The 22,167-nt window shown below is 61.9% G+C and carries 21 protein-coding genes and 1 other RNA gene; 13 read left to right on the top strand and 9 right to left on the bottom strand.

Features of this window, described 5'->3' with window-relative positions; translation table 11 throughout:
* Positions 1–5: 5 nt before the first annotated feature.
* Positions 6–1,109, top strand: a complete 1,104-nt coding sequence (locus A3728_RS18305; protein WP_067927085.1) for an endonuclease/exonuclease/phosphatase family protein — start codon at positions 6–8, stop codon at positions 1,107–1,109.
* Between the two features lie 289 nt (positions 1,110–1,398).
* Positions 1,399–2,577 (top strand): type III PLP-dependent enzyme, encoded by a 1,179-nt coding sequence (locus A3728_RS18300; protein ID WP_067927082.1) that lies wholly within the window; start codon positions 1,399–1,401, stop codon positions 2,575–2,577.
* An 89-nt stretch (positions 2,578–2,666) separates the two neighbouring features.
* Here A3728_RS18300 and recR read toward each other — a convergent pair whose 3' ends face one another.
* The 4 genes from recR to A3728_RS18280 all read right to left on the bottom strand — a co-directional run bounded on the left by recR (position 2,667) and on the right by A3728_RS18280 (position 5,917).
* Positions 2,667–3,266 carry a recombination mediator RecR gene (gene recR / locus A3728_RS18295; protein WP_067927079.1) on the bottom strand — a complete coding sequence of 200 codons (600 nt, stop codon included), beginning with the start codon at positions 3,264–3,266 and terminating at the stop codon, positions 2,667–2,669.
* A 73-nt stretch (positions 3,267–3,339) separates the two neighbouring features.
* On the bottom strand, positions 3,340–3,684 hold the full coding sequence (locus A3728_RS18290) for a YbaB/EbfC family nucleoid-associated protein (protein WP_067927074.1): 345 nt from the start codon (positions 3,682–3,684) through the stop codon (positions 3,340–3,342).
* Positions 3,685–3,737: 53 nt separating this feature from the next.
* The gene (locus A3728_RS18285; RefSeq protein WP_067927070.1) at positions 3,738–5,489 is read right to left on the bottom strand and encodes a DNA polymerase III subunit gamma/tau; all 1,752 of its coding nucleotides are present in this window, start codon (positions 5,487–5,489) and stop codon (positions 3,738–3,740) included.
* Between the two features lie 65 nt (positions 5,490–5,554).
* Positions 5,555–5,917 (bottom strand): DUF202 domain-containing protein, encoded by a 363-nt coding sequence (locus tag A3728_RS18280; RefSeq protein WP_067927066.1) that lies wholly within the window; start codon positions 5,915–5,917, stop codon positions 5,555–5,557.
* A 59-nt stretch (positions 5,918–5,976) separates the two neighbouring features.
* Between A3728_RS18280 and ypfJ the strand changes: the two genes are divergently transcribed.
* The gene (gene ypfJ, locus A3728_RS18275) at positions 5,977–6,810 is read left to right on the top strand and encodes a KPN_02809 family neutral zinc metallopeptidase (protein ID WP_067927124.1); all 834 of its coding nucleotides are present in this window, start codon (positions 5,977–5,979) and stop codon (positions 6,808–6,810) included.
* A gap of 21 nt (positions 6,811–6,831) precedes the next feature.
* Here the strand turns inward: ypfJ and ffs are convergent.
* Together ffs and A3728_RS18265 are read right to left on the bottom strand one after the other, a co-directional pair.
* Positions 6,832–6,929: signal recognition particle sRNA small type (ffs, locus tag A3728_RS18270), an RNA gene on the bottom strand.
* Between the two features lie 38 nt (positions 6,930–6,967).
* Positions 6,968–8,749 carry a bifunctional metallophosphatase/5'-nucleotidase gene (locus A3728_RS18265; RefSeq protein ID WP_067927063.1) on the bottom strand — a complete coding sequence of 594 codons (1,782 nt, stop codon included), beginning with the start codon at positions 8,747–8,749 and terminating at the stop codon, positions 6,968–6,970.
* Between the two features lie 153 nt (positions 8,750–8,902).
* Here A3728_RS18265 and nudC point away from each other — a divergent pair, with 153 nt between their 5' ends.
* Positions 8,903–9,871, top strand: a complete 969-nt coding sequence (gene nudC, locus A3728_RS18260) for an NAD(+) diphosphatase (protein WP_067927059.1) — start codon at positions 8,903–8,905, stop codon at positions 9,869–9,871.
* A gap of 39 nt (positions 9,872–9,910) precedes the next feature.
* On the top strand, positions 9,911–10,390 hold the full coding sequence (locus tag A3728_RS18255) for an SRPBCC family protein (RefSeq protein ID WP_067927056.1): 480 nt from the start codon (positions 9,911–9,913) through the stop codon (positions 10,388–10,390).
* Positions 10,391–10,414: 24 nt separating this feature from the next.
* Here the strand turns inward: A3728_RS18255 and A3728_RS18250 are convergent, their stop codons facing one another.
* Positions 10,415–11,263 carry a prephenate dehydratase gene (locus tag A3728_RS18250; RefSeq protein ID WP_067927121.1) on the bottom strand — a complete coding sequence of 283 codons (849 nt, stop codon included), beginning with the start codon at positions 11,261–11,263 and terminating at the stop codon, positions 10,415–10,417.
* Positions 11,264–11,402: 139 nt separating this feature from the next.
* On the opposite strand from A3728_RS18250, the gene A3728_RS18245 reads away from it, so the two are divergent.
* From A3728_RS18245 to A3728_RS18225, 5 genes are all read left to right on the top strand, one after another.
* Positions 11,403–11,906 carry a c-type cytochrome gene (locus tag A3728_RS18245; RefSeq protein ID WP_067927053.1) on the top strand — a complete coding sequence of 168 codons (504 nt, stop codon included), beginning with the start codon at positions 11,403–11,405 and terminating at the stop codon, positions 11,904–11,906.
* A gap of 161 nt (positions 11,907–12,067) precedes the next feature.
* Positions 12,068–14,002, top strand: a complete 1,935-nt coding sequence (locus A3728_RS18240; RefSeq protein ID WP_067927050.1) for an extracellular solute-binding protein — start codon at positions 12,068–12,070, stop codon at positions 14,000–14,002.
* 9 nt (positions 14,003–14,011) lie between these two features.
* Entirely contained in the window at positions 14,012–15,097 is a 1,086-nt protein-coding gene (locus A3728_RS18235) for a microcin C ABC transporter permease YejB (RefSeq protein ID WP_067927047.1), read from the top strand.
* Between the two features lie 91 nt (positions 15,098–15,188).
* Entirely contained in the window at positions 15,189–16,289 is a 1,101-nt protein-coding gene (locus A3728_RS18230) for an ABC transporter permease (protein ID WP_067927118.1), read from the top strand.
* Positions 16,290–16,413: 124 nt separating this feature from the next.
* Positions 16,414–17,994, top strand: a complete 1,581-nt coding sequence (locus A3728_RS18225; RefSeq protein WP_067927045.1) for an ABC transporter ATP-binding protein — start codon at positions 16,414–16,416, stop codon at positions 17,992–17,994.
* 91 nt (positions 17,995–18,085) lie between these two features.
* On the opposite strand, the gene A3728_RS18220 is transcribed toward A3728_RS18225, so the two are convergent.
* Together A3728_RS18220 and A3728_RS18215 are read right to left on the bottom strand one after the other, a co-directional pair.
* Positions 18,086–19,597, bottom strand: a complete 1,512-nt coding sequence (locus A3728_RS18220; RefSeq protein WP_067927041.1) for a D-alanyl-D-alanine carboxypeptidase family protein — start codon at positions 19,595–19,597, stop codon at positions 18,086–18,088.
* Between the two features lie 238 nt (positions 19,598–19,835).
* The gene (locus A3728_RS18215) at positions 19,836–20,546 is read right to left on the bottom strand and encodes an HAD family hydrolase (protein ID WP_067927038.1); all 711 of its coding nucleotides are present in this window, start codon (positions 20,544–20,546) and stop codon (positions 19,836–19,838) included.
* A gap of 85 nt (positions 20,547–20,631) precedes the next feature.
* Here A3728_RS18215 and clpS point away from each other — a divergent pair, with 85 nt between their 5' ends.
* The 3 genes from clpS to A3728_RS18200 form a co-directional block, all read left to right on the top strand.
* On the top strand, positions 20,632–20,973 hold the full coding sequence (gene clpS / locus A3728_RS18210) for an ATP-dependent Clp protease adapter ClpS (protein ID WP_067927032.1): 342 nt from the start codon (positions 20,632–20,634) through the stop codon (positions 20,971–20,973).
* A gap of 3 nt (positions 20,974–20,976) precedes the next feature.
* Complete coding sequence (locus A3728_RS18205; RefSeq protein WP_067927024.1) at positions 20,977–21,969, top strand: class I SAM-dependent methyltransferase; 993 nt, start codon at positions 20,977–20,979, stop codon at positions 21,967–21,969.
* A 24-nt stretch (positions 21,970–21,993) separates the two neighbouring features.
* On the top strand, positions 21,994–22,167 hold a 174-nt coding region (locus A3728_RS18200; protein WP_150120878.1), incomplete at its 3' end, for an SDR family NAD(P)-dependent oxidoreductase.

Below are 22,167 nucleotides of genomic sequence, written 5' to 3'. Positions count from 1 at the left end.
GAAACTTGCTCTCGACCATCCTGATCGGCGTGCTTTGGGTCTTTATCGTGATCCTCGTGATCGGCAGTCTTGTCCCGCTCAGCAAGGTGCCGCACGGCATCGTCCGGGGCCTCGCCTTTCCGAGGGAGCAATACCTGCTTCTGAGTGTGGCACTGGCGGTGCTGGTGCCTTTCGTCCACTCGGGATGGCCGAGGTTCTGGGCGCTGGTCCTTCTGGCCATCGTGGGCGGCGTGCAACTGCTCTACGTACTCAAGTTCACACCGATCTGGCGCCGACAGTCGGTCAGCGCGTCGGATGATTTGAAGGCGAACGCCGGGGCACGGATCAGCCTTCTTGCATCGAATGTAAAGTTGTCGAACCGGGCGTACCGCCGCCTGACGACACTGATACAGCAGAAATCACCCGATATCGCGATGGCGATCGAGGTCGACAATGACTGGATCAACGCGTTGAAGGCCGATCTGAAAGTCGATTATCCGCACTGGGTAGAGGTGCCCAAGACCACTGGCTACGGGCTTTGCGTGATGTCGCGGCTTGAGTTGTCGGATGTGGACGTGCGCGAGATGATCACCGAGGGCGTGCCCTCCATCAAGGCGACGGTCACGTTACGCGACGGGCGAAAGCTGCGGCTTTACGTCGTACACCCGGAGCCGCCGGTCATAGATCACGATACGAAGGGCAGGGACGGCGAAATCGTGCAGGTCGGCATGGAGGCCGCAGAGGATGATCTGCCCGCCATCGTCACCGGGGATCTCAATGACGTGGCCTGGTCCAGTACGACTCGCCGTTTCCAGCGCCTGTCCGGTCTGCTGGACCCCCGTGTGGGGCGTGGGTTCTACAACACGTTCAGCGCCACGATGCCATGGATGCGGTGGCCGCTCGACCATCTGTTCCACGATCCGAAGTTCCGCCTTGTCGACATGCAGCGCCTGCCGAAGATCGGCTCGGACCATTTTCCGATGTGGTTCGAACTGGCCCTTGCGCAGACTGAAAAGGCAAATTCCGATCCGGAGGATTTTGATCCCGAGGAGCGTGAGGAAGCAGAGAAGGTGATCGAGGAAGAGCGTAAGCGGGACCGCGAACCCATCGGTACGGATTGGGAAACCTGAAGCTCACCGAGCTTCGCCAGAACGACATTTCCTATGTGTTTTCGTGGTGTTGTTTCCCGTCAAAGCGACCTTTGTGCATCCATCCGCCCGGTGCCTGAAAAAAAAATCGCCCGCGCGTCCCAAAACCCCTTGCGCGAATCTCATGATGGCTTAAATGGCCTCTCACAGACGCCAACGCACGCGCCTCTGGCCGGTCAGATCACCAGCTGACTGACCCGCGTTTATGTAGCGACGGTAACGTCTCTTGAAACGACTCTTGGGGACCTCCCGCCCCACCTGCTCTTTGGAGATGACCATGAACGCTACCGTCACCGGCGCACTGCGCGCCGCATCGCCCGTCTTTGCCGACCAAGCCGCCGCTTTCATCGCGGCCAACACGTTCGACAAGCCGACGCTTGTCGTCAGCCGTGATCGTGTAGCACAGCAGTACGACGCGCTGCATGACGGTCTTGGCCGCGCGCATATCCATTATGCCGTAAAGGCCAACCCGGCTGCGGAAATCATCCGTCTGCTGGTTGCCAAAGGTTCGGGCTTCGATGCCGCCTCCCGTCAGGAAGTCGAGCTTTGCCTGTCCCAGGGCGCCAAGCCGGAGAACATCTCTTTCGGCAACACGATCAAACGTGCAGCCGACATCGCATTCGCGCATGCCGCAGGTGTTACCCTGTTCGCCGCCGACTCCATCGCCGAGCTCGACAAGATCGCCGAGAACGCACCGGGCGCACGTGTCTACATCCGTCTGATCGTGGAAAACTCCATGGCGGATTGGCCGCTGTCCCGCAAGTTCGGCTGCGCCGGTTCGATGCTGCCGGAACTGCTGGATTATGCCCGCGACCTTGGTCTCGTGCCCTATGGCCTGTCCTTCCACGTCGGCTCGCAGACCCGCCGCGCCGAATTCTGGAACCCGGTTCTGGATCAGGTCGCACCCCTCTGGCACGCCGCTGTGGCTGCTGGCCACGACCTGCAACTGCTGAACCTCGGCGGTGGGTTCCCGGCGTTCTACGGCGAAAGCGTCGAAGCGCCCCGCGCCTACGCTGCTGCTGTCATGAAAGCGGTCGAAGCCCGTTTCGGCGACGTGCCGCAGATCATGGCGGAGCCGGGCCGCGGCATGGTGGCCGAGGCCGGTCATATCGCTGCCGAAGTCATGCTGGTTTCGCGCAAATCGGCTGACGACATGCACCGTTGGGTCTATCTGGACATTGGCCGGTTCTCCGGTCTGGCCGAAACCGAAGGCGAAGCGATCCGCTACCAGTTCGTCACACCCCACGACGGTGGCGAAATGGGCCCCTGCGTGCTCGCCGGTCCGTCCTGCGACAGCGCCGACATTCTGTATGAAAAGCGGCCGATCAACCTGCCGCTGGCCCTGCGGGATGGCGACAAGGTCATGATCCGCAACTGCGGAGCCTACACAAGCTCCTACAGTTCTGTCGGGTTCAACGGTTTTCCGCCGCTGGATGTGATCGTCATCTGACGACCCACGTCGCGTGGAATAGGCCGCCTGCTTTGGGAGGAGCGGGCGGCCGCTTTATGTCTGCCATATGTGGTTAAGCAGCAGGGCGCCTAGAGCGATTTGCGCGCCCGCATCGCGGCACTGATCGTACCATCGTCGAGGTAATCGAGTTCGCCGCCGATCGGCACGCCCTGCGCCAGCGAGGTCAGGCGAACCTGCCCCTCCAATTGATCCGCGATGTAATGCGCCGTCGTCTGACCGTCGATCGTCGCGTTGAGGGCAAGGATCACTTCCTGCACACCTTCGCTCGTGACCCGGTCCAGCAGGCGCGGGATGCGCAGTTCCTGCGGGCCGACCGCATCGAGCGCCGAAAGCGTGCCGCCCAGTACATGGTAGCGGCCCTTGAACACGCCGGAGCGTTCCATCGCCCATAGATCGGCGACATCCTCCACCACGCAGAGTTCACCGTTCGCGCGCTTTTCCGAGGTGCAGATATCGCAGATATCGGTCGTGCCGACGTTGCCGCAGTTGAGACATTCCCGCGCCGTTTCGGCCACCCTCTGCATTTGGGCGGCCAAGGGGGTCAAAAGGTGGGCGCGTTTGCGGATGAGGTGCAGCACCGCCCGGCGGGCCGAACGCGGCCCCAGTCCGGGAAGTTTCGCCATCAGCTCGATAAGGGCATCGATGTCGCGTGTGCTGTTGCTGCTCATACCCGCGCCCCCAAGGCACCGCCGGAGCGAAGGGAAAAGTGCCTCCGGCGGGGATTTAGAGCCATTTGGAAGTTCAGAAGGGAAGCTTCATGCCCGCGGGCAGGCCCATGCCTTCGGTCAGCTTGGACATTTCGGCCTGCGCACGCTCCGTGGCCTTGGCCTGCGCGTCCTTGATGGCGGCGAGGATCAGGTCTTCGACGACTTCCTTGTCATCGCCGTTGAAGATCGAGGGGTCGATCTCGAGTCCGGTCAATTCGCCCTTTGCCGTGGCCGTGGCCTTCACAAGGCCCGCGCCTGATTCACCGGTGACGGTGATATTTGCCATTTCTTCCTGAAGCTGGGCCATCTTGCCCTGCATTTCCTGCGCTTTCTTCATCATCCCGGCCATGTCGCCGAGCCCGCCTAAGCCTTTGAGCATATCTGTCTCCCGTGGGGTTGGTCTGGTTCTATATGCGGTTGCACCGGCGTGGTTCAACCGTCCTCGAAGGGGTCCCATTCGTCCTCGACCTCGGGCAGGGCTTCGGCCACTGCGTCAGCCGCGATGTCTTGCGGGGTGCGGATCGCGACGATCCGGGCGGCGGGAAACTGGGCGAGTACGGCCTGCATCATCGGATGTTCCAGTGCGTCCCGCTTGAGGGCGTTCTCTTTCGCATCGCGCACTTCCGCGATGGTCTCAACTTCGCTGCCGTTGACCAGCGTGACGGCCCAGCGGTTGCCAGTCCAGAGGTGAAGACGCGCGCCCAGTCGCTGCGCCAGATCGGCGGGCGCGTCCGGTGTTGGGGTGAATTCGATGCGACCGGGGCGGTAGGCCGCGAGGCGCAGGCAGGTTTCCACTTCGACCAGCAGGCGCACGTCGCGGTTGGCCCGGATCAGTTCCACGACATGTTCAAAGGTTGGAAAGCGCGAAAGGGCGGCCTCAGCCTCTGCCACCGGGGCAGCGGCGAGCCTGCTATGCGTGCCGCCCCCGTTCGTGGGTTTAGAAACCAAGGTTGAGGCAGAAGCGGGGGCATCGGATGCGGTCTGTGCCGTGTTGCCGCCGCCGGGCCCGGGCGAAGGCGGCGGGGTGCTGCCGCTTAGCTTGCGGACAAGCTCCTCGGGGGAGGGCAGATCGGCCACATGGGTCATGCGGATGATCGCCATTTCCGCAGCCATCATCGCGTTGGGCGCACTCGTCGTTTCCTCGATCGCCTTCAGCAGCATCTGCCAGAGGCGGGAGGGAACCCGGATCGGCAGGGCCTCGGCAAGCGCCTTGCCGCGGCTGCGTTCTTCCGGGGCGATGGTGGGGTCTTCGGCGGCATCGGGCGTGATCTTGACCACGGAGATCCAATGCGTGATCTCCGCCAGGTCGCGCAGCACCGCCATCGGGTCTGCCCCTTCGGAATATTGCGCCGCCAATTCGGCAAGTGCCGCAGCAGCGTCCCCCCGCAGGATCGCGTCCAACAGATCGAGCACGCGGCCCCGATCGGCGAGGCCCAGCATCGCGCGCACTTCGTCGGCGGTGGTTTCGCCCGCGCCATGGCTGATGGCCTGATCGAGAAGAGACGTCGCATCCCGGGCCGAGCCTTCGGCGGCGCGCGTGATGAGCGCCAGCGCGTCATCCGATATCGACGCGCCTTCGGCAGTCGCGATCCGCCGCATCAGCGCGATCATGGTTTCCGGTTCGATACGACGCAGGTCAAAACGCTGGCAGCGCGACAGCACGGTGACAGGCACCTTGCGGATTTCGGTGGTGGCGAAGATGAATTTCACATGTTCGGGGGGTTCTTCCAACGTCTTCAACAGCGCGTTGAAAGCGCCTGTGGACAGCATGTGAACCTCGTCCACGATATATACCTTGTAGCGCGCGGAGGCGGCCCGGTAATGAACGCTGTCGATGATTTCGCGGATGTTCGCGACGCCGGTGTTGGATGCGGCGTCCATCTCCATCACGTCGACATGGCGGCCTTCCATGATGGCCACGCAGTGTTCGCATGTGCCGCAGGGTTCTGTCGTCGGGCCGCCGGTGCCGTCGGGGCCGATACAATTCATGCCCTTAGCGATGATCCGGGCCGTGGTCGTTTTTCCGGTGCCGCGGATACCCGTCATGATAAAGGCCTGCGCGATGCGGTCGGCGGCAAAGGCGTTCCGCAGTGTCCGGACCATGGCGTCCTGCCCCACGAGATCGGCAAAGGTCTCGGGGCGGTACTTGCGGGCGAGGACGCGGTAGGCGGAAGTCTCGGACATGGGGCCTCGAACAGGATTCGGTCAAGTCGCCAAACTAGGACCTCGCCTCGGTGGCGTCCACCGTCCTATAGCGCCCAGAGGATACCGCCCACACCGATCGAAGCCACGCTGAAGATGATCGCGATGAAACGCATCCTGTTGTTCGGCTGGGCATTCGCGTGATGATCGTTCAGGCGCGAAAGGGTCTTGGTAGCTGAATCATGCGCCGCCCAGAAGATATAGACAGCAGCGACGACGAAGACGGTAGCGACCGCCTTTGCGGCCCAGGTGGGTTCGAAGCTGCCGAATACGGCGCGTAGTCCGATTGCTACCGCCAAAGAGGCCATGCCCGTGCGCATCCATCCTGCGAAGGTCCGTTCATTCGCGAGAATGGTTCGGTCCTCTGCCCAGTCGGTGCGGTCTTCGGCGAGTTCATTCGAGTCTGTCATTGAACGATTTCTAGGCTGATGCGTTGCTTTGGCAAAGAAAACTTCACCGGAGAATGAACATGCGCCTGCGCGGGATACGAAAAAGCAGCAATGTGGTCGTGCGGCGCGGCGGGCGGGGTGCCCGCGCCGGAGGCTTGGGAATCGTGGGCGTGTTGGCCGTTCTCGCCATCGGATATTTCACCGGGATCGACGTGACACCGTTGCTCACCGGCGGCAGCGCCCCGGTTCAGCAAAGCCGTGGCGTGAGCGAAGCGGACGGAGAGATGACGCAGTTTTCCGCGCAGGTGCTGACCACCACGGAAGAAGTATGGAGCACGGTTTTCAATGAACAGCTTGGCCGGGAGTATGTTCCTCCGAAGCTCGTTGTGTTTTCCGGTGTGACGCAAAGCAGTTGCGGCGGTGCTTCGGGTGCCACGGGGCCATTCTACTGCCCGGCTGACAGCCGCGCCTATCTGGACACCCAGTTTTTCCGTCTGCTCGATCAACGGATGGGGGCAGGGGGCGATTTTGCCGCCGCCTACGTGATCGCGCATGAGGTCGCACATCACGTCCAGAATGAGCTTGGTATCCTGCCCAAGGTCAATGCCGCGCGTCAGCGGGCTTCGCAGACCGAAGCAAATGCGCTCACAGTTCGGCTGGAGCTGATGGCGGATTGTTTTTCGGGCATCTGGGCCTCGAACGTGCGGGGCCTGATGGAAAAGGGCGATCTGGACGAAGCTCTCAACGCCGCGCGCAAGATCGGGGACGATTACCTGCAGCGCCAGGCCGGGCAGGTGCCGCAGCCCCATACTTTCACCCATGGCACGTCCGAGCAACGCTCGGCCTGGTTCGCCCGTGGGTTTGAAAGTGGTCAGGTGGAGGATTGCGACACATTCGCGACCGACAGGCTTTGACCCTTTCGGGCCGCGCGTCGGTGGTGAGAGGCTGATAACGACCCAAGCGGGGCTCGTTACGGCTGCTTCCTTCCGGATCTGACCGGGTTGGCGAGGCGCTTGCCCGCACCAACCTCTCATCCGTCGATATAGGGATTGTCGGCGGCGGTGGCAACCATCAGAGCGACAGACGCACCTTGGCGAAACCCGACTGCGTTTCGCCCTCGCATATCGCGCCGCTCAGCTCATCGCCCAGGTACCGGCACGCATCGGGAGAGGTGTACAAACAGGCCCTGATCGGAACCGGACAGGCAAAGCGCCACGGCGTAGGGTAGCGGGCCGGGTCGTACCCTTCTGAATTGAGCGTTTGCTCAACGGCCTCGCGCACCAGCGCCACATCGCGCAGCAGGATATTTTCTGCCCTCGCCGGATGTCCCCCGCCGCCCCCGGCTGCGCGAAACTGGTTCGTTGCCAATACAAAGGGCGCATCATCGCGTAGGGGGGAGCCGTTCCATCGAACTTCCTGAACCCGATCAGACGGGCGGGTCGGATCGATTGTGCAGGTCAGCCCGTAGAAGGTATCGAATTCGAACCCGGGATAGGCCGGATCGTTGATCGGCTGGTCCGGCGCATCCGGGGAAAGTTGCGTAAAAATACGTGCGGTGTGGTTCATCATACGGCGCAGTTCCGCGCCCGTCGTGCGGACCGCCCACACCTTGTTGCGATAGGGGCAGAGCGCCGCCAGGTCGCGCCGGCGGACGATTCCCGGTCTGATATGAACGTAATCCCATGGCCCGCCCCTGCCGCCTGTACAGGGGTCTGCCGCGACGCTTACGACAGGCAGTTCGGCATACGGTGTTCCTGCAAGCGCAAGGCGAACGGCCCGTTCCTGCGCGCGCGCGATCAGCGCTGTGGTGCCGGTGGGCCGGGCCAGCGCGAAATAGCTGCGCAGGCCATGATCGAGGTAGGCAACCGGTTCCTCCAGCTTGCGGGCGGTATCCCAGATGGCCGTTGCGCAAATGGCCTGAATGCGGGGGTTCTGTGGCGCCCCCGGACCGTTACGGCGTAGCGCGCTTTCGTGGGCCACCAGCTCCACGGTGCCGGTTTGGTCGGTGCGGAGGTGCAGGTCCAGCACACCGAGATCCGATCCGGCATATCCCGGCATGACCATGGGGCGTGGGGGCGGGGTGTCCGACGGCACACCCGCCGCCGACGCGCAGCGCAGATGCGTATGCCCGGCGATGATCGCATCGGCGCAGGTCAGGTCCTTCAGCGGCGATGGCTTGTCGCCCCGGTCAGGTCCCATGTGGGCCAGTGCGATGATGAGATCGGCACCTTCGCGGCGCAGATCACCGGCGGCACGTTCGGCTGCGCCAAGAACGGGCATAACACGCGCGCGATCTTCCAATGCGTCGGCGTTCCACATCGCGGTGGTTTCAGGCAGGACGGAGAAAATACCTATTCGGAGATTTTCGCGCCCCCCGGGGAGGGGCTGGCGCAGAGGGACTTCCAGCATATGCCTGTTTACAAGGGGCGATGGTCCGTCCACCTCCAGATTGCTGGCGATTAGCGGCATGGACAGATGGCGGGCCACATCGAAAAGATAGGGGAGGCCGAAGTCAAGATCGTGATTGCCCAAGCCGCAGGCATCGAATTTCAACGCGTTGAAGCTTTGCACCAATGCATGATCCGGGGTGACGGGTGCTTCGGCCAGCGTTTCGGCCAGCGGCGTGCCTTGCAGCGTATCCCCGTTGTCGAACAGCAGGCATGGGACGCCTGAGGCTTCGGCTTCCGCGCGGGCGGTTTCGATCAGTGATGCGATACCGGCAAGGCCGCCGGTGGGTGCCGGTGGTTTTCCCGGATCATTTGATCCAAGCAGATGCATATGCAGATCCGTGGTGGCCAGCACGCGGATCGTGATTTCGGAAACAGGTTCGGGGTCCGTGGAAACGGGCGGCATGTATTCTCGTTCAGCGAAAGTGGGAAATAAAATAAACAACCTTTAATTGTTTCGTTATGCTGGACCTCTCGCGAGGACGCAAGCCCGGTGCCATTGCTTTTGGCGCGATAGGCAGGCAACCGTGCAGTTCAGGTGCAATCGTGAGGCGACAGGATGAAGAATGCGGAACATGTGACGTTCGGCGGATCGGGACTGGACCGGGCCGGAGACATCCGGAACGATGCGGAAGCAGTAGCGCAGGCGCTGCGCCATGCCGGGGCCGCCGCAATCCTGTTCTGGCGCGGCAAGCCGTTGATCCGGCGGGAACGCCCGGCCACGCTTGCCCGTATACCGATGGATCATCCGGTCATTTCCGCGCACGGGGCCGATCCGATCCTGCTGGGCAGGGAAGAGGGCGCTCCGCGTTTCGCGGTGGACGTCTCCGGCTGGGTGCCGGACGATGCGGACCTTGATGCGCTGGGCGGCTTTCTCGACGCGTCCGAACAGCGCCACCCCCTGCTGGAAGAACCGCTCGCTTTTGCAGAGCTGCGGCGCACGATGACATGGCTTTCACCCCGGGATGCGGAACTCGCCGCGACGGGCAAGGCGATCCTCGAATGGCATCGGACCCATCCCTGCTGTGCCCGCTGCGGCGCGGGCACCCATGTCGCGCAGGCCGGGTGGCAGCGTGTCTGCCCCGCCTGCAGGGCCTCCCATTTTCCGCGCACCGACCCGGTGGTGATCATGCTGATCACGCACGGCAACTCGGTGCTGATGGGCCGTTCCCCCGGTTGGCCGCAGGGGATGTATTCGCTGCTGGCAGGCTTCGTCGAGCCGGGAGAGACGCTGGAAGCCGCCGTGCGCCGTGAGGTCTTTGAGGAAGCGGGCGTGCAGGTGGGCGAGGTCAGCTATCTTTCGAGCCAGCCGTGGCCCTTTCCGGCCTCGCTCATGTTCGGTTGTGAGGGCCGCGCGATCTCGAGCGGCATCACCATTGATCCGATTGAGATCGAAGATGCACTTTGGGTCAGCCGGGAAGAAATGATGCAGATATTCGCCGGCGAACACGAAAGGATCCTTCCCGCAAGGAAGGGTGCCATTGCCCATTTCCTCCTGGAGAACTGGCTTGCGGATACACTCGATTGAAGCAAGAATGACGCCAATCAAAAAACGACTGGGCAGTTCATGAAATTCTCTACCAAAGAAGATATCGAAGCACCGATCGATGCCGTTTTCGACATGTTGTGCGATTTCGAAAGCTTCGAGCGCGCGGCCATGCGGCGCGGTGCAGAGGTGCAGAGGCTGGACCAGTTTACCAAGCCCGCCGTGGGGATGAAGTGGCAGGCCGTCTTCGAGATGCGCGGGAAAAAGCGCGAGGTGGAGATCGAGATGGTCACCTTCGACCGGCCGACCGAGATGGTATTCGAAAGCCGGTCCTCCGGCCTGCTTGGCGAGATGAGCTTTGAGCTGGTCCCCCTGTCACGCAAACGGACGCGGGTGATGGTCACGCTTGAGGTCAAGCCGCTGAACCTGTCTTCGCGTCTGATGATCCAGTCGATGAAGCTGGCCAAATCCTCGCTGACCGCCAAGTACAAGCTGCGGGTCGCTGAATATGCCAATGGCATGGAAGAACGCTATCGCCGGGACACCGCGAGCCGCGCCTAGCCTGCGCGGGGGCAATGCGTGCGCTCAGACCTGAGCGCGGCCCGGATCGCTGGGGTAAACGCCCAGAATCTCCAGCATATTGGTGAAGTAGTTCAACTCTTCCAATGCGCGCTGAACCGCCGGGTCATCCGGATGCCCTTCGATATCGGCATAGAACTGTGTGGCGGTGAACGAACCGCCCACCATGTAGCTCTCCAGCTTGGTCATGTTGACACCATTGGTCGCAAATCCCCCCATGGCCTTGTAGAGCGCGGCGGGGATGTTGCGCACTTCGAAGACGAAGGTCGTCAGCATGTTTTCGCCCCGGCGCGTACCGTCCAGTTCGGGCGCCATGAGCAGGAAGCGCGTGGTGTTATGTTCGAGATCCTCGATATCCCGGGCCAGCACCTGAAGCCCGTAGATCTCGGCCGCGACCTCGCTGGCCAGAACGCCCTGCGTGCGGTCGCCCGACTGGGCTAGTTCTTCCGCCGCGCCGGCGCTGTCGGCGGCCGCTTCGGAAGTTATACCGTTCTGTTGCAGGAAGCTGCGCGCCTGAGGAAGCAGAACCATGTGCGCGCGCACGTGGCGGATGTCAGGCAGTGTCGCCCCCGGCAGGGCCATCAGCGCGATGCGTACCCTGACGAAGGCTTCGCCGATGATATGCAGGCCGCTTTCGGGCAGGAGGCGATGAATATCGGCGACCCGGCCATAGGTGGTGTTTTCCACCGGAAGCATGGCGAGATCGGCGCGGTTTTCCTTTACCGCGCGGATGACGCCTTCGAAGGTCGTGCAGGGCACGGGGACCATGCCGGGCCGCGCTTTCATGCAGGCTTCGTGGCTGTAGGCACCCAGTGCCCCCTGAAAGGCGATCCGCGGCGGATTGGTCTGTGTCATCTGCGCCCCTCGCCGGTTGTGATGCCGGATCATTGCGTTAGGTCGTTTGGTCGCGGTAAGTACATCTTGCCTGCGTGAAGGGAAAGCAATAGATACCCGCCAAGCAGATGACCCGAATTAGAGTGATGGACCCAGACGCATGTTCGATACGATGACATTGACAAAAATCGCCGCCGGCCTCTTCGGCGCGTGGCTGATCCTGCTGCTGGGCAAATGGGCGGGTGAAGAACTCTACCATGCCGAAGCGCATGGCGAAGCGTCCTATGTCATCGAAGTGGCCGACGCGGGCGGCGACGAAGGCGGTGCCGAAGTCGATTTCGCGGCACTGATGGCGAACGCCGATCCCGGCAAGGGCGAAGGCGTCTTCCGCAAGTGCAGCGCCTGCCACAAGGTCGTGGATGGTGAGAACGCGGTTGGCCCCTATCTTTATGGCGTGGTCGGGCGTGACATCGCCTCTGTCGCCGGGTTCAACTATTCCGGCGCTCTCCAGAGCCTCGAAGGTGCCTGGGACTACGAGGCGCTGAACGGGTTCCTCGAAGATCCGCGCGGCTATGCGCCCGGGACCACCATGGGCTTTGGCGGTTTGCGCAAGCCGGAGGATCGGGCGGACGTGATCGCCTATCTGGAAAGCCTCGGGGGCTGATCTTCAGCCGTTTCCGACTTCAGGGGCCGCCCGATTGGGGCGGCCTTTTGCGTTTGCGGCGTCAGATAACATATTCGCAACTTGTAACTTGGTTCGCCCCGCCGTTAGCCTACGTGATGTTTCAACCGCACTGATCGACCTTTGACATGAGGACCAGCCAGATGCCCAAAGCCGTCACCCGCGTCGCCTGCCTGCCCGGCTACGCGCGCACTTTCGCTCCGCTCACCTTCCTGCTGGCCCTGTTGTCCGCGCTGGTGCTGGCGGCGCCGCTTTTCGCGCAGGAAGAGAACATGATCCGCAGTCATGGCTATTCCTTCTATGGCGACCTGAAGTATCCGGCGGATTACGAGCATTTCGACTATGTGAACCCGGATGCCCCCAAGGGTGGTGAAATTTCGCTGTCTGCGCTCGGCACGTTCGATTCGATGAACCCCTACAGCCGCAAGGGCCGGGGCGGTGCGCTGAGTACGATCATGTACGAAAGCCTGCTGGGCGAAGGGACGGGCAATGAGCTTGCCCCGGCGGATGTCTACGGCGAAGGCTACTGCCTTCTGTGCGAAAGCCTTGAGTATCCCGAAAGCAAGGATTGGGTGATCTTCCACATGCGCAAGGACGCAAAGTTCTCTACCGGTGATCCCGTCACCGCGCATGACATTGCCTTTTCGCATAACCTCTTGCTGGATCAGGGGCTGAAATCCTACGCCGACGCGGTGCGCAAGCGCATTCCCAAGGTAGAGGTGATCGACGATTACACGATCAAATTCTACTTCACGCCGGGCATTTCGCGCCGCAGCCTGATCGATCAGGTGGGTGGCGTTCCCGCGTGGTCGAAGAAGTGGTACGAGGAAACAGGCGCGCGGCTGGATGAATCCCGGTTGGAGATTTCCCCCGGATCCGGGCCCTACATGGTAGAGTCGATCGATGTGAACCGCCGCATCGTCTACAAGCGCAATCCCGATTATTGGGGCAAGGACCTGCCTTTCAACGTGGGCCGCAACAACTTCGACAGGATCCGCATCGAATATTTCGGTGACGAGAATTCCGCGTTCGAGGCGTTCAAGGCCGGGGAATACACCTTCCGGGAGGAAGGCAATTCCAAGCAATGGGCCAGTGCCTATGATTTCCCCAAGGTCCAGCAGGGCTACGTGGTGAAGGAGGAGATCCCTGACGGGTCCCCGCCGACGCCGTCGGGGATTGTCTTCAACCTCGGTCGTGAGGTTTTGCAGGACAAGCGCGTGCGCCAAGCGCTGGCGCTGGGTTTCAACTTCGAGTGGACGAACGAATCCCTGCAATACGGGCTTTTCAAACCGCGTGCTTCTTTTTCACAGGACACGCCGCTGATGGCGACCGGGGCGCCCGAAGGCGACGAACTGGCTTTCCTGCAGTCGCTCGGTGACATTGTGCCCCCGGAATTGCTGACTGACAAAGCCGTCATGCCGCATGTCTCCGACGCGTCCCGCCTGCTGGACCGCGGCAACACGCGGCGCGCCATGAAACTGCTGGATGAAGCGGGCTGGTCCGTCGGGCCCGACGGCATGCGCCGCAATGCCGACGGTGAGCCGCTGCGTCTGAAATTCCTGCTCAATTCGGCAGGCTCCGCCACGCTGAGCGCGGTGGTGGAGAACTACATCTCAAACCTGCAGGCCATGGGTGTGGATGCGGTGCTCGAAAAGGTCGACGCCTCGCAGTACACGCTCCGCGAACGCGATCGTGACTATGACATGGTGTTCGATGGCTATGCGGCCTTCCTTGGCACCGGCACGGGACTGGCGCAGCGATACGGCTCGGAAGCGGCGGAATATTCGCTGTTCAACCCCGCCGGTCTGGCGAGTCCGCTGGTCGACGCCATCATCGAAGCCTCGCTGAACGCGGAATCCGCCGAGGAGGAGGAGGCGACCCTGAAGGCGTTGGACCGTGCGCTGCGGTATGAATTCTTCATGATCCCCGCATGGTACAAGGATAGCTATTGGGTGGCTTATTATGACCAGTACGATCATCCAGAATCGCAGCCCCCCTACGGGCTCGGTTATCTGGATTTCTGGTGGTATGACGCGGACAGGGCAGCCGAGTTGCGGGCCGCGGGCGCGCTGAGGTAACTCTCCCCCATGGGCGCCTATATCCTTCGACGGCTATTGCTGATCATTCCAACGTTGCTCGGCATCATGTTGATCAACTTCGCGCTGGTGCAATTCGTGCCGGGCGGCCCGGTGGAACAGGCCATCGCCCGTATCCAGGGCGGCGGTGATGTCTTCGAAGGGTTCGCAGGATCCGGCAACGATGCTGGCACGACCGATACGACCGCGAATGAAAACTACGTCGGCGCCCGCGGATTGCCGCCCGAATTCATCGCGGAGTTGGAAAAGGAATTTGGATTCGACAAACCGCCCGTCGAACGGTTTCTTTCGATGATGTGGAACTACATGCGCTTCGACTTCGGAGAGAGCTATTTCCGCTCTATCGGCGTGATAGACCTGATCAAGGAAAAGCTGCCGGTTTCCATTACGCTTGGCCTCTGGTCCACGCTGATCGCCTATATCGTATCGATCCCCCTTGGCATCGCTAAGGCGGTTCGGGACGGTACCAGCTTTGACACATGGACTTCCGGCGCGATCATCGCGGCCTATGCAATCCCCGGGTTTCTTTTCGCGATCCTATTGCTGGTGTTGTTCGCAGGCGGATCGTACTGGCAGATTTTCCCCCTGCGCGGGCTGACGTCTGACAATTTCGATCAGTTGAGCCCCTTGGGAAAAGTGGCCGATTATTTCTGGCACATCACGCTTCCGGTGCTCGCCTCCACGATCTCCGCATTTGCCACGCTCACCCTGCTGACGAAAAACAGCTTCCTCGACGAGATCAAGAAGCACTATGTCATGACCGCCCGGGCCAAGGGTTTGAGCGAGCGGAAGGTTCTCTATGGGCATGTTTTCCGCAACGCGATGCTGATCGTGATCGCGGGGTTTCCGGCCGTTTTCATCGGGGTTTTCTTCGGAGGCTCGCTGATCATCGAAACCATTTTCTCCCTCGACGGGTTGGGACGTCTGGGGTTCGAGGCTGCGGTGGCGCGGGATTATCCGATCGTTTTCGGAACGCTGTTCATCTTCGGGTTGATCGGCCTCGTCGTAGGGATTCTGTCGGACCTTATGTATGTCTTCGTCGATCCGCGCATCGACTTCGAAAAGCGGGAGGGCTGAGGTGAGCGATCTTTCGAAAACCGACCCGCTGGCCCAGAAATCCCCGGGTCAGGATGCGCCGCCCCCCGTCACGAAGGCCCCGCGCAGGCTGATGTCACCGTTGAACCAGCGGCGCTGGCGCAACTTCCGGCGGAACGGTCGCGCCTATTGGTCGCTGTGGATCTTTGCGGTGCTCTTCGGGATTTCGCTCTTTGCGGAGTTCGTGGCCAACGACAAGCCGATCCTCGTGAACTACCGCGGCGAATACTTCATGCCGATTTTCAACTTCTATCCCGAAACGGCCTTTGGCGGGGATTTCCAGACCGAAGCCGTCTATCGCGACCCTGAGGTCAAATGCCTGATCGCGACCGGCGGGCTGGAGCAATGTTTCGACGATCCTGAAGCCTATATCGAGGATGCGGAGGACGGTGTCGTCGAAGGCGAACCGATTGTGAAGGGCTGGTCGATCTGGCCGATCATTCCCTACTCTTTCGACACTGCTGTTGATCGCCCGGGCGCGGCGCCGCTGCCGCCTAACAGTCAGAACTGGTTGGGGACGGACGGGACGAAGCGCGACGTGGTAGCCCGGGTTGTCCACGGCTTCCGCCTGTCGATCCTGTTCACGCTGATCGTCACCGGGCTGGCGAGCCTTATCGGGGTCATCGCGGGGGCGGTACAGGGGTTCTTCGGCGGCTGGATCGATCTGATCTTCCAGCGGATCATCGAAATCTGGTCTTCGACGCCTTCGCTTTACGTGATCATCATCATGTTCGCGATCCTGGGCCGCAGTTTCTGGCTGCTGGTCTTTCTGCTGGTGTTGTTTTCATGGACCGCGCTGGTGGGTGTGGTGCGGGCGGAATTCTTGCGGGCGCGGAACCTCGAATATGTCCGCGCGGCGCGCGCGTTGGGTGTGGGCAACATGACGATCATGTTCCGGCACATGCTGCCAAATGCCATGGTCGCCATGCTGACCATGCTGCCCTTCATCATCACGGGAACGATCTCTACCCTCGCCATCCTCGACTTCCTGGGCTTCGGTTTGCCGTCCTCTGCGCCATCGCTGGGGGAGCTTACGTTGCAGGCCAAGCAGAACCTGCAGGCGCCGTGGCTGGCCTTCACCGCCTTTTTCACATTTGCGATCATGCTGTCGCTGCTCGTCTTCATCTTCGAAGGCATCCGGGACGCTTTCGATCCGAGGAAGACCTTTTCGTGAATACGTGCCATTTGCCCAAAATCCAGTCCCCGGCCGATGGTGGGGGCAAAGCCCCCGCCCGTGGGGGCGGCCGGGGGCTGCTCGGCCACGGGCCGAGCCTTAGCCCTATACATAGGCCTCGCCCATGACCGCTCTTCTCGACGTTCAGGACCTGTCTGTTTCCTTCCGGCAGGACGGCAAGCTCAGCCATGCCGTGAAAGGCGTCTCCTTTCAGGTCAACAAGGGCGAGACGGTAGCGCTTGTGGGGGAGTCCGGCTCCGGCAAGTCTGTCTCAGCGCTTTCCACCGTTTCCCTGCTGGGCGACAGCGCTGAGGTTTCGGGCTCCGTCATCTACGACGGACAGCAGATGATTGGGGCGAGCAAGGCGTTGCTGCGCAAGGTGCGAGGCAACGATATCAGCTTCATCTTTCAGGAGCCGATGACCTCGCTCAACCCGCTGCACACGATCGAAAAGCAGCTGTCGGAATCCCTCGCACTTCATCAGGGCCTCACGGGGGGTGCCGCGCGGGCGCGTATTCTGGAACTGCTGGACAAGGTGGGCATCGTGGACGCCGAAAGCCGTCTGGGCGCCTATCCGCACCAGCTTTCCGGTGGTCAGCGCCAGCGCGTCATGATCGCGATGGCGCTCGCCAACAAGCCCGACGTGCTGATCGCGGATGAACCGACGACCGCGCTCGACGTGACGATCCAGGCCCAGATCCTCGACCTTCTCAAGGAGTTGAAGGACAGCGAGGGTATGGGCCTTCTTTTCATCACCCATGACCTCGGCATCGTCCGCCGCATCGCGGACAGGGTCTGCGTCATGCAGAAGGGGGAGATCGTCGAACAGGGCCCGACGCGGGAGATTTTCGAGAATCCGCAGCACCCCTACACCGTCAAACTGCTGAGCGCGGAGCCGACCGGTACGCCCGCCCCGGTGGCATCCGATGCCGAAACCATTGTGGAGACAGAGAGCCTCAAGGTCTGGTTCCCGATCCAGAAAGGGCTGCTGAAACGCACCGTGGGCCATGTAAAGGCTGTGAACGACGCGACGCTTTCCGTCCGGGCGGGGGAGACTTTGGGGATCGTCGGCGAATCCGGTTCCGGCAAGACGACATTAGCGCTGGCGATCATGCGTCTCATCTCTTCAGAAGGGGCCATCCGCTTTCGCGATGAAGATGTGCGCCGGTGGTCCACCCGGGAGCTGCGGCGTCTGCGGTCGGAGATGCAGATCGTCTTTCAGGATCCGTTTGGCTCGCTCTCGCCCCGGATGACCTGTTTCCAGATCATCGCCGAAGGGCTGGAAATTCACAAAGTGGACGCCGCGCGTGACAAACGCGAACTGGTGGCCGAAGTGATGGTGGAAGTCGGCCTCGACCCCGCGACGATGGATCGCTACCCGCACGAATTCTCTGGCGGGCAGAGGCAGCGTATCGCCATTGCCCGCGCGATGGTCCTGCGGCCACGCCTGTTGGTGCTGGACGAACCCACCAGCGCGCTGGACATGACGGTGCAGGTACAGATCGTGGAACTGCTTCGCGCGTTGCAGGTGAAATACGGGCTGGCTTACCTTTTCATTAGCCACGATCTAAAGGTAGTTCGCGCCATGTCCCATCAGGTGATGGTGATGAAGCGGGGCGATGTCGTGGAATACGGCTCAGCCGAGGATCTCTACGACAACCCGCGCAGCGAGTATACGCGTACACTCCTTCAGGCGACGACCTGAGCGATCCGAAAAGGCACCCCCAAGAAGAAGGCCCACCGCTATCAGACGGGGGGCCTCTCTGCCTTCTCCATGAAGAACGGCGCGGTATAAGTCAGCTCGCCGGGGGGCCGACCATGAAGCACTGGATATTGCGAGCCTGCAGACGACGGCAGGCGAGGTCAGCGCTTTCCCGGGTCATGCCCAGAAAGTTCGCATCGAAGCCCTGCGGGCGCTGGACGACCTTGCGCAGCGTACCGTCGAGCGTGGACATTTCGGCCAGGGCGGTCTTGAGCAGGATGGTCTCCGCTGCATAGCGGCTGGGGTAGCGGCCAACGTTGACGCCCCAGTGCCGCCCGCCGGATGTGGAGACGCGGGTAACGACCTCAGGCGCCGCAGGCTTCGCTACGGCGACAACGGCCGCTTCTGTCAGGACAGCTTGCACCGCCGTGTCGGTTGCGCTGTCGTCGGTGTCCGCCGGGCGCAGGGTGGGGCGCATGGACACGGTGGCCGAGGCCAGAGCAATGGTCTCCGCTTCTGAGACGGCTGGCTCAGCCGGGCTTTCTACGGCCTCAAGCAACGCCTTGCTGATATCGTCCTGGGTTACGACCGGATCGAGCGGCGCCAGCGGTTCGAGCGAAGCAACGAGGACTGTCTGCGCGGTGCCGGGCCGAAGCTCCGGTCGCTTGGATTCCTTGACCGCGCCCGCAAGGCGGATGATCTTTCCGGCAGGACCCGCCGCATCGCCCGTGTCCCCGGCGCCGGCGTAAAGCGGCGCGCCGGGTTTGCGCACCGGCGCCCCCGAAGGCGCCCGGCGGAAGCCCAGGTCCATCAGTTCGGCGACCTTGGCATTGCGCGAGGCGGTGGATTTGCCGCCAAAGACCGTGACGATGATCCGTTCATTGCCCCGCTCGGCAGAGGCGGTCAGGTTGAACCCTGCAGCGCGTGTGTAGCCCGTCTTGATGCCGTCGGCGCCCTTGTAGGCGCTGAGGAAACGGCGGTTCGTATGGGATACCTTGCGCACCCCCGCGTCCGCCGTGATGCGGGAAAAGAGATTGTAATACTGCGGATAGTCATAAAGCAGATGCCGACCCATGATCGTCATGTCATGGGCGGTGGAAAGATGGCCGTTTTCCGTCAGCCCGTGCATGTTCTTGAAGGTCGTCCGCGTCATCCCCATGGCTTTGGCGGTGCGGTTCATGCGGCGGGCAAAGGACGCTTCGGACCCTCCGATGGCCTCTCCGATTGCCGTGGCGGCATCGTTGGCGGACTTCACCGCGGCAGCACGGATCAGGTAGCGCAGCGCGATCTTCTGGCCCGGGCGCAGCCCGAGCTTGCTGGGCGGTTCGGAGGCAGCGTTCCGGGTGATCTCGACCTGCGTGTCGAGCGAGATTTCACCGTGCTGGATGGCTTCGAAAGCGATGTAAAGCGTCATCATCTTTGTGAGCGACGCGGGGTGCAGCCGGGTATCTGCGTTCTCCGAATGGAGCACCTCCCCGCTGCGGGCATCAATCACATGGGCTGCGTAGGGGGCCGCACGGGCGCCCAGGGGGACGATAATCAGTAACCAGACGATTGCTGAAAGGAACAACCCCAAACGGGCTGGCTGCACGCGGCGCGCCTTCATAGTTAACCTGCCTTTACTCTGCCTCTGACCGCCGATTTTTTTCGACTGGCCAATTTTATTGAGACTACACTACCACAGGTTCGGTGCCCGATAAACCCATTCCGAAGAAAGGTTTCATCGAATTAAGGATTATTGTTTTTCCAGATGTAGCGAGACTACGATTTATTCATACCATAGGGGGTAATGTGGCCGGAATAAGGCGGTAATACGGCGGTAGTTTGCCGGTGAACCTTACGTTTCATGATTCTGCACATAAGCGGTGAACCAGCGCCGGCAGCGCGGCCAAGTCCGCGATTTCGTGATAGCGCGCTTCGCCGTGCGGCGGCTCTGCCCGCTCAATCGCCCAAGGGGTGCCATGGGGCACGTGAACACCATGGCCGCCCGCCGCGATCATCGGGAGCACGTCCGACCGCATGGAATCCCCCACCATCAGACCCCTTTCCGGACCGTCCCCGCACCGGGCGAAGATCTCCGAATAGATGCCGCTGTTCTTGTCCGAGACGATTTCAACCGCGTCGAAATAGCCGCGCAGCTCCGACTCGGCCAGCTTGCGCTGCTGGTCCAGCAGGTCCCCCTTGGTTATGAGGATCAGGCGATGGCGTTCCCCCAGTTGTTCGAGCGTGCGGGTGACATGGGGCAGCAGTTCGACATCATGCGACAGCATCTGCCGCCCCGCCTGCAGGATTTCGGCGATGACATCTGCAGTAACCGCACCGTCGGTCACCTCGATCGCGGTTTCGATCATCGATAGTGTGAACCCCTTGATCCCGAAGCCATAGTGGGGAAGATTCCGTCGTTCTGCCTCCAACAACCTGTCCATCAGACCTTCGGGCGCCGCATGATCGGCCAAGAGGGCCGCGAAGCGGTCCTGGGTCAGCGTAAAGTAGCGTTCATTGTGCCAGAGCGTGTCGTCTGCATCGAAACCTATGGTTGTGACCCTCGGGTGCACGTTATACTCCCCCTTTTCCAATGGCGTCCGAAGGTTATATACCTCCCACGCGACTCGTAAACTTCACGCAAGCTCAGGAGCAGCAATGCGCCTTGACGATCTATCCATGGCCGGGCGTCCCGGGGACGAAGACGAGACCGAGCTTCTGACCAAGACGAAGCCCAAGACAAAGCGTCCGCCTCTCTACAAGGTGATGCTGTTGAACGACGATTTCACACCCATGGAATTCGTCGTTCATGTGCTGGAACGGTTCTTCGGCCTGAACCACGCCCAGGCGTTCGAGATCATGCTGACAGTGCACAAGAAGGGGCTGGCCGTGGTCGGCGTCTTCAGTCACGAGATCGCGGAGACGAAGGTTGCGCAGGTCATGGATTTTGCCCGGCGTCACCAGCATCCGCTGCAGTGCACCATGGAAAAGGAAGAGTAGCGCGTGATCGATACGCGCTTGCAGGTCGCGATGGATGGCGGCGGGCTCGAGCTGCCCGAAGAAGGGCTGATTGCAGCGTTTCGCCCCCCGATGGATGCCGATCTGGCAGGGCTGCCAGCCGAGCGCCTGCGCATCATCAATGATTTCAAGCCCAACTACGATGCATGGGAAGAACGCGGATACGAGGTGATGCGCGTCACCAAGGATCGCTATGCCGCCGCAATCGTCAGCCTGCCTCGCGCCAAGGTCGAGGCGCGGTCGCTCGTGGCAGAGGCCTGCGCGGTCAGCGACGGCATCGTGGTCATAGACGGGCAGAAGACGGACGGCGCCGATAGCATCCTGCGTGAAATGCGCAGCAGGGTTACGGTGCATGGACCCATCTCGAAAGCCCATGGAAAGCTTTTCTGGATCGACGAAACCGCCACCGATTTTTTCGAGGACTGGCTCGAAGGGCCGTCGCTCACCGAAGGCGGGTTCTGGACCGCGCCCGGTGTCTTTTCCGCCGACGGGGTCGATCTGGCCTCGGCGCTGCTGGTGGAGGCGCTGCCCGAAACGCTGGGCCGGGAGGTCTGCGATCTGGGTGCGGGCTGGGGGTATATCGCGGCCCATGCGCTGACCCGCAAGGATGTGGAGACGCTGCATCTGGTCGAAGCCGGTCACATGGCGCTGGAATGTGCGCGCCATAACGTGACGGACCCGCGTGCGCGTTTTTACTGGGAAGATGCGACGCGCTGGGAACCTCCGCATCGCATGGATACCGTGTTGATGAACCCTCCCTTTCATACCGGGCGCGCCGCCGAACCGCAGATCGGGCAGGCCTTCGTCGCCGCCGCGGCCCGCATCCTGTCGTTGCAGGGTAATCTCTGGTTGGTTGCCAACCGGCATCTTCCATATGAGGGGGAGCTGAAAAAGCGCTTTGCCCATGTGGAGGAAATCGGCGGCGACGCCCGTTTTAAGCTTTTTCACGCCGCGCGCCCGCTACGGGGCCGCCGCTGAACCCGGCAGACTGAAGGGACCTTCATGTCATTTTCCATCTCAGGCAAAACCGCCATCGTGACCGGGGCCGCCAGCGGCATCGGCCTGTCCATCGCCCGGCATCTGGCCGATCAGGGCGCCAACGTCATGTGCGCCGATTCCGACGAAGCGAAGCTGATGGACGAGCTGGGCGAAAGCCCCGATGAAGGGGAGGTGCAG

This window comes from Sulfitobacter sp. HI0040 (assembly GCF_001634885.1).
Classification (GTDB): Bacteria; Pseudomonadota; Alphaproteobacteria; order Rhodobacterales; family Rhodobacteraceae; genus Sulfitobacter.
The sequence above is the reverse complement of the archived record's forward strand: the minus strand, read 5'-3'. Positions and strand labels throughout refer to the sequence as shown.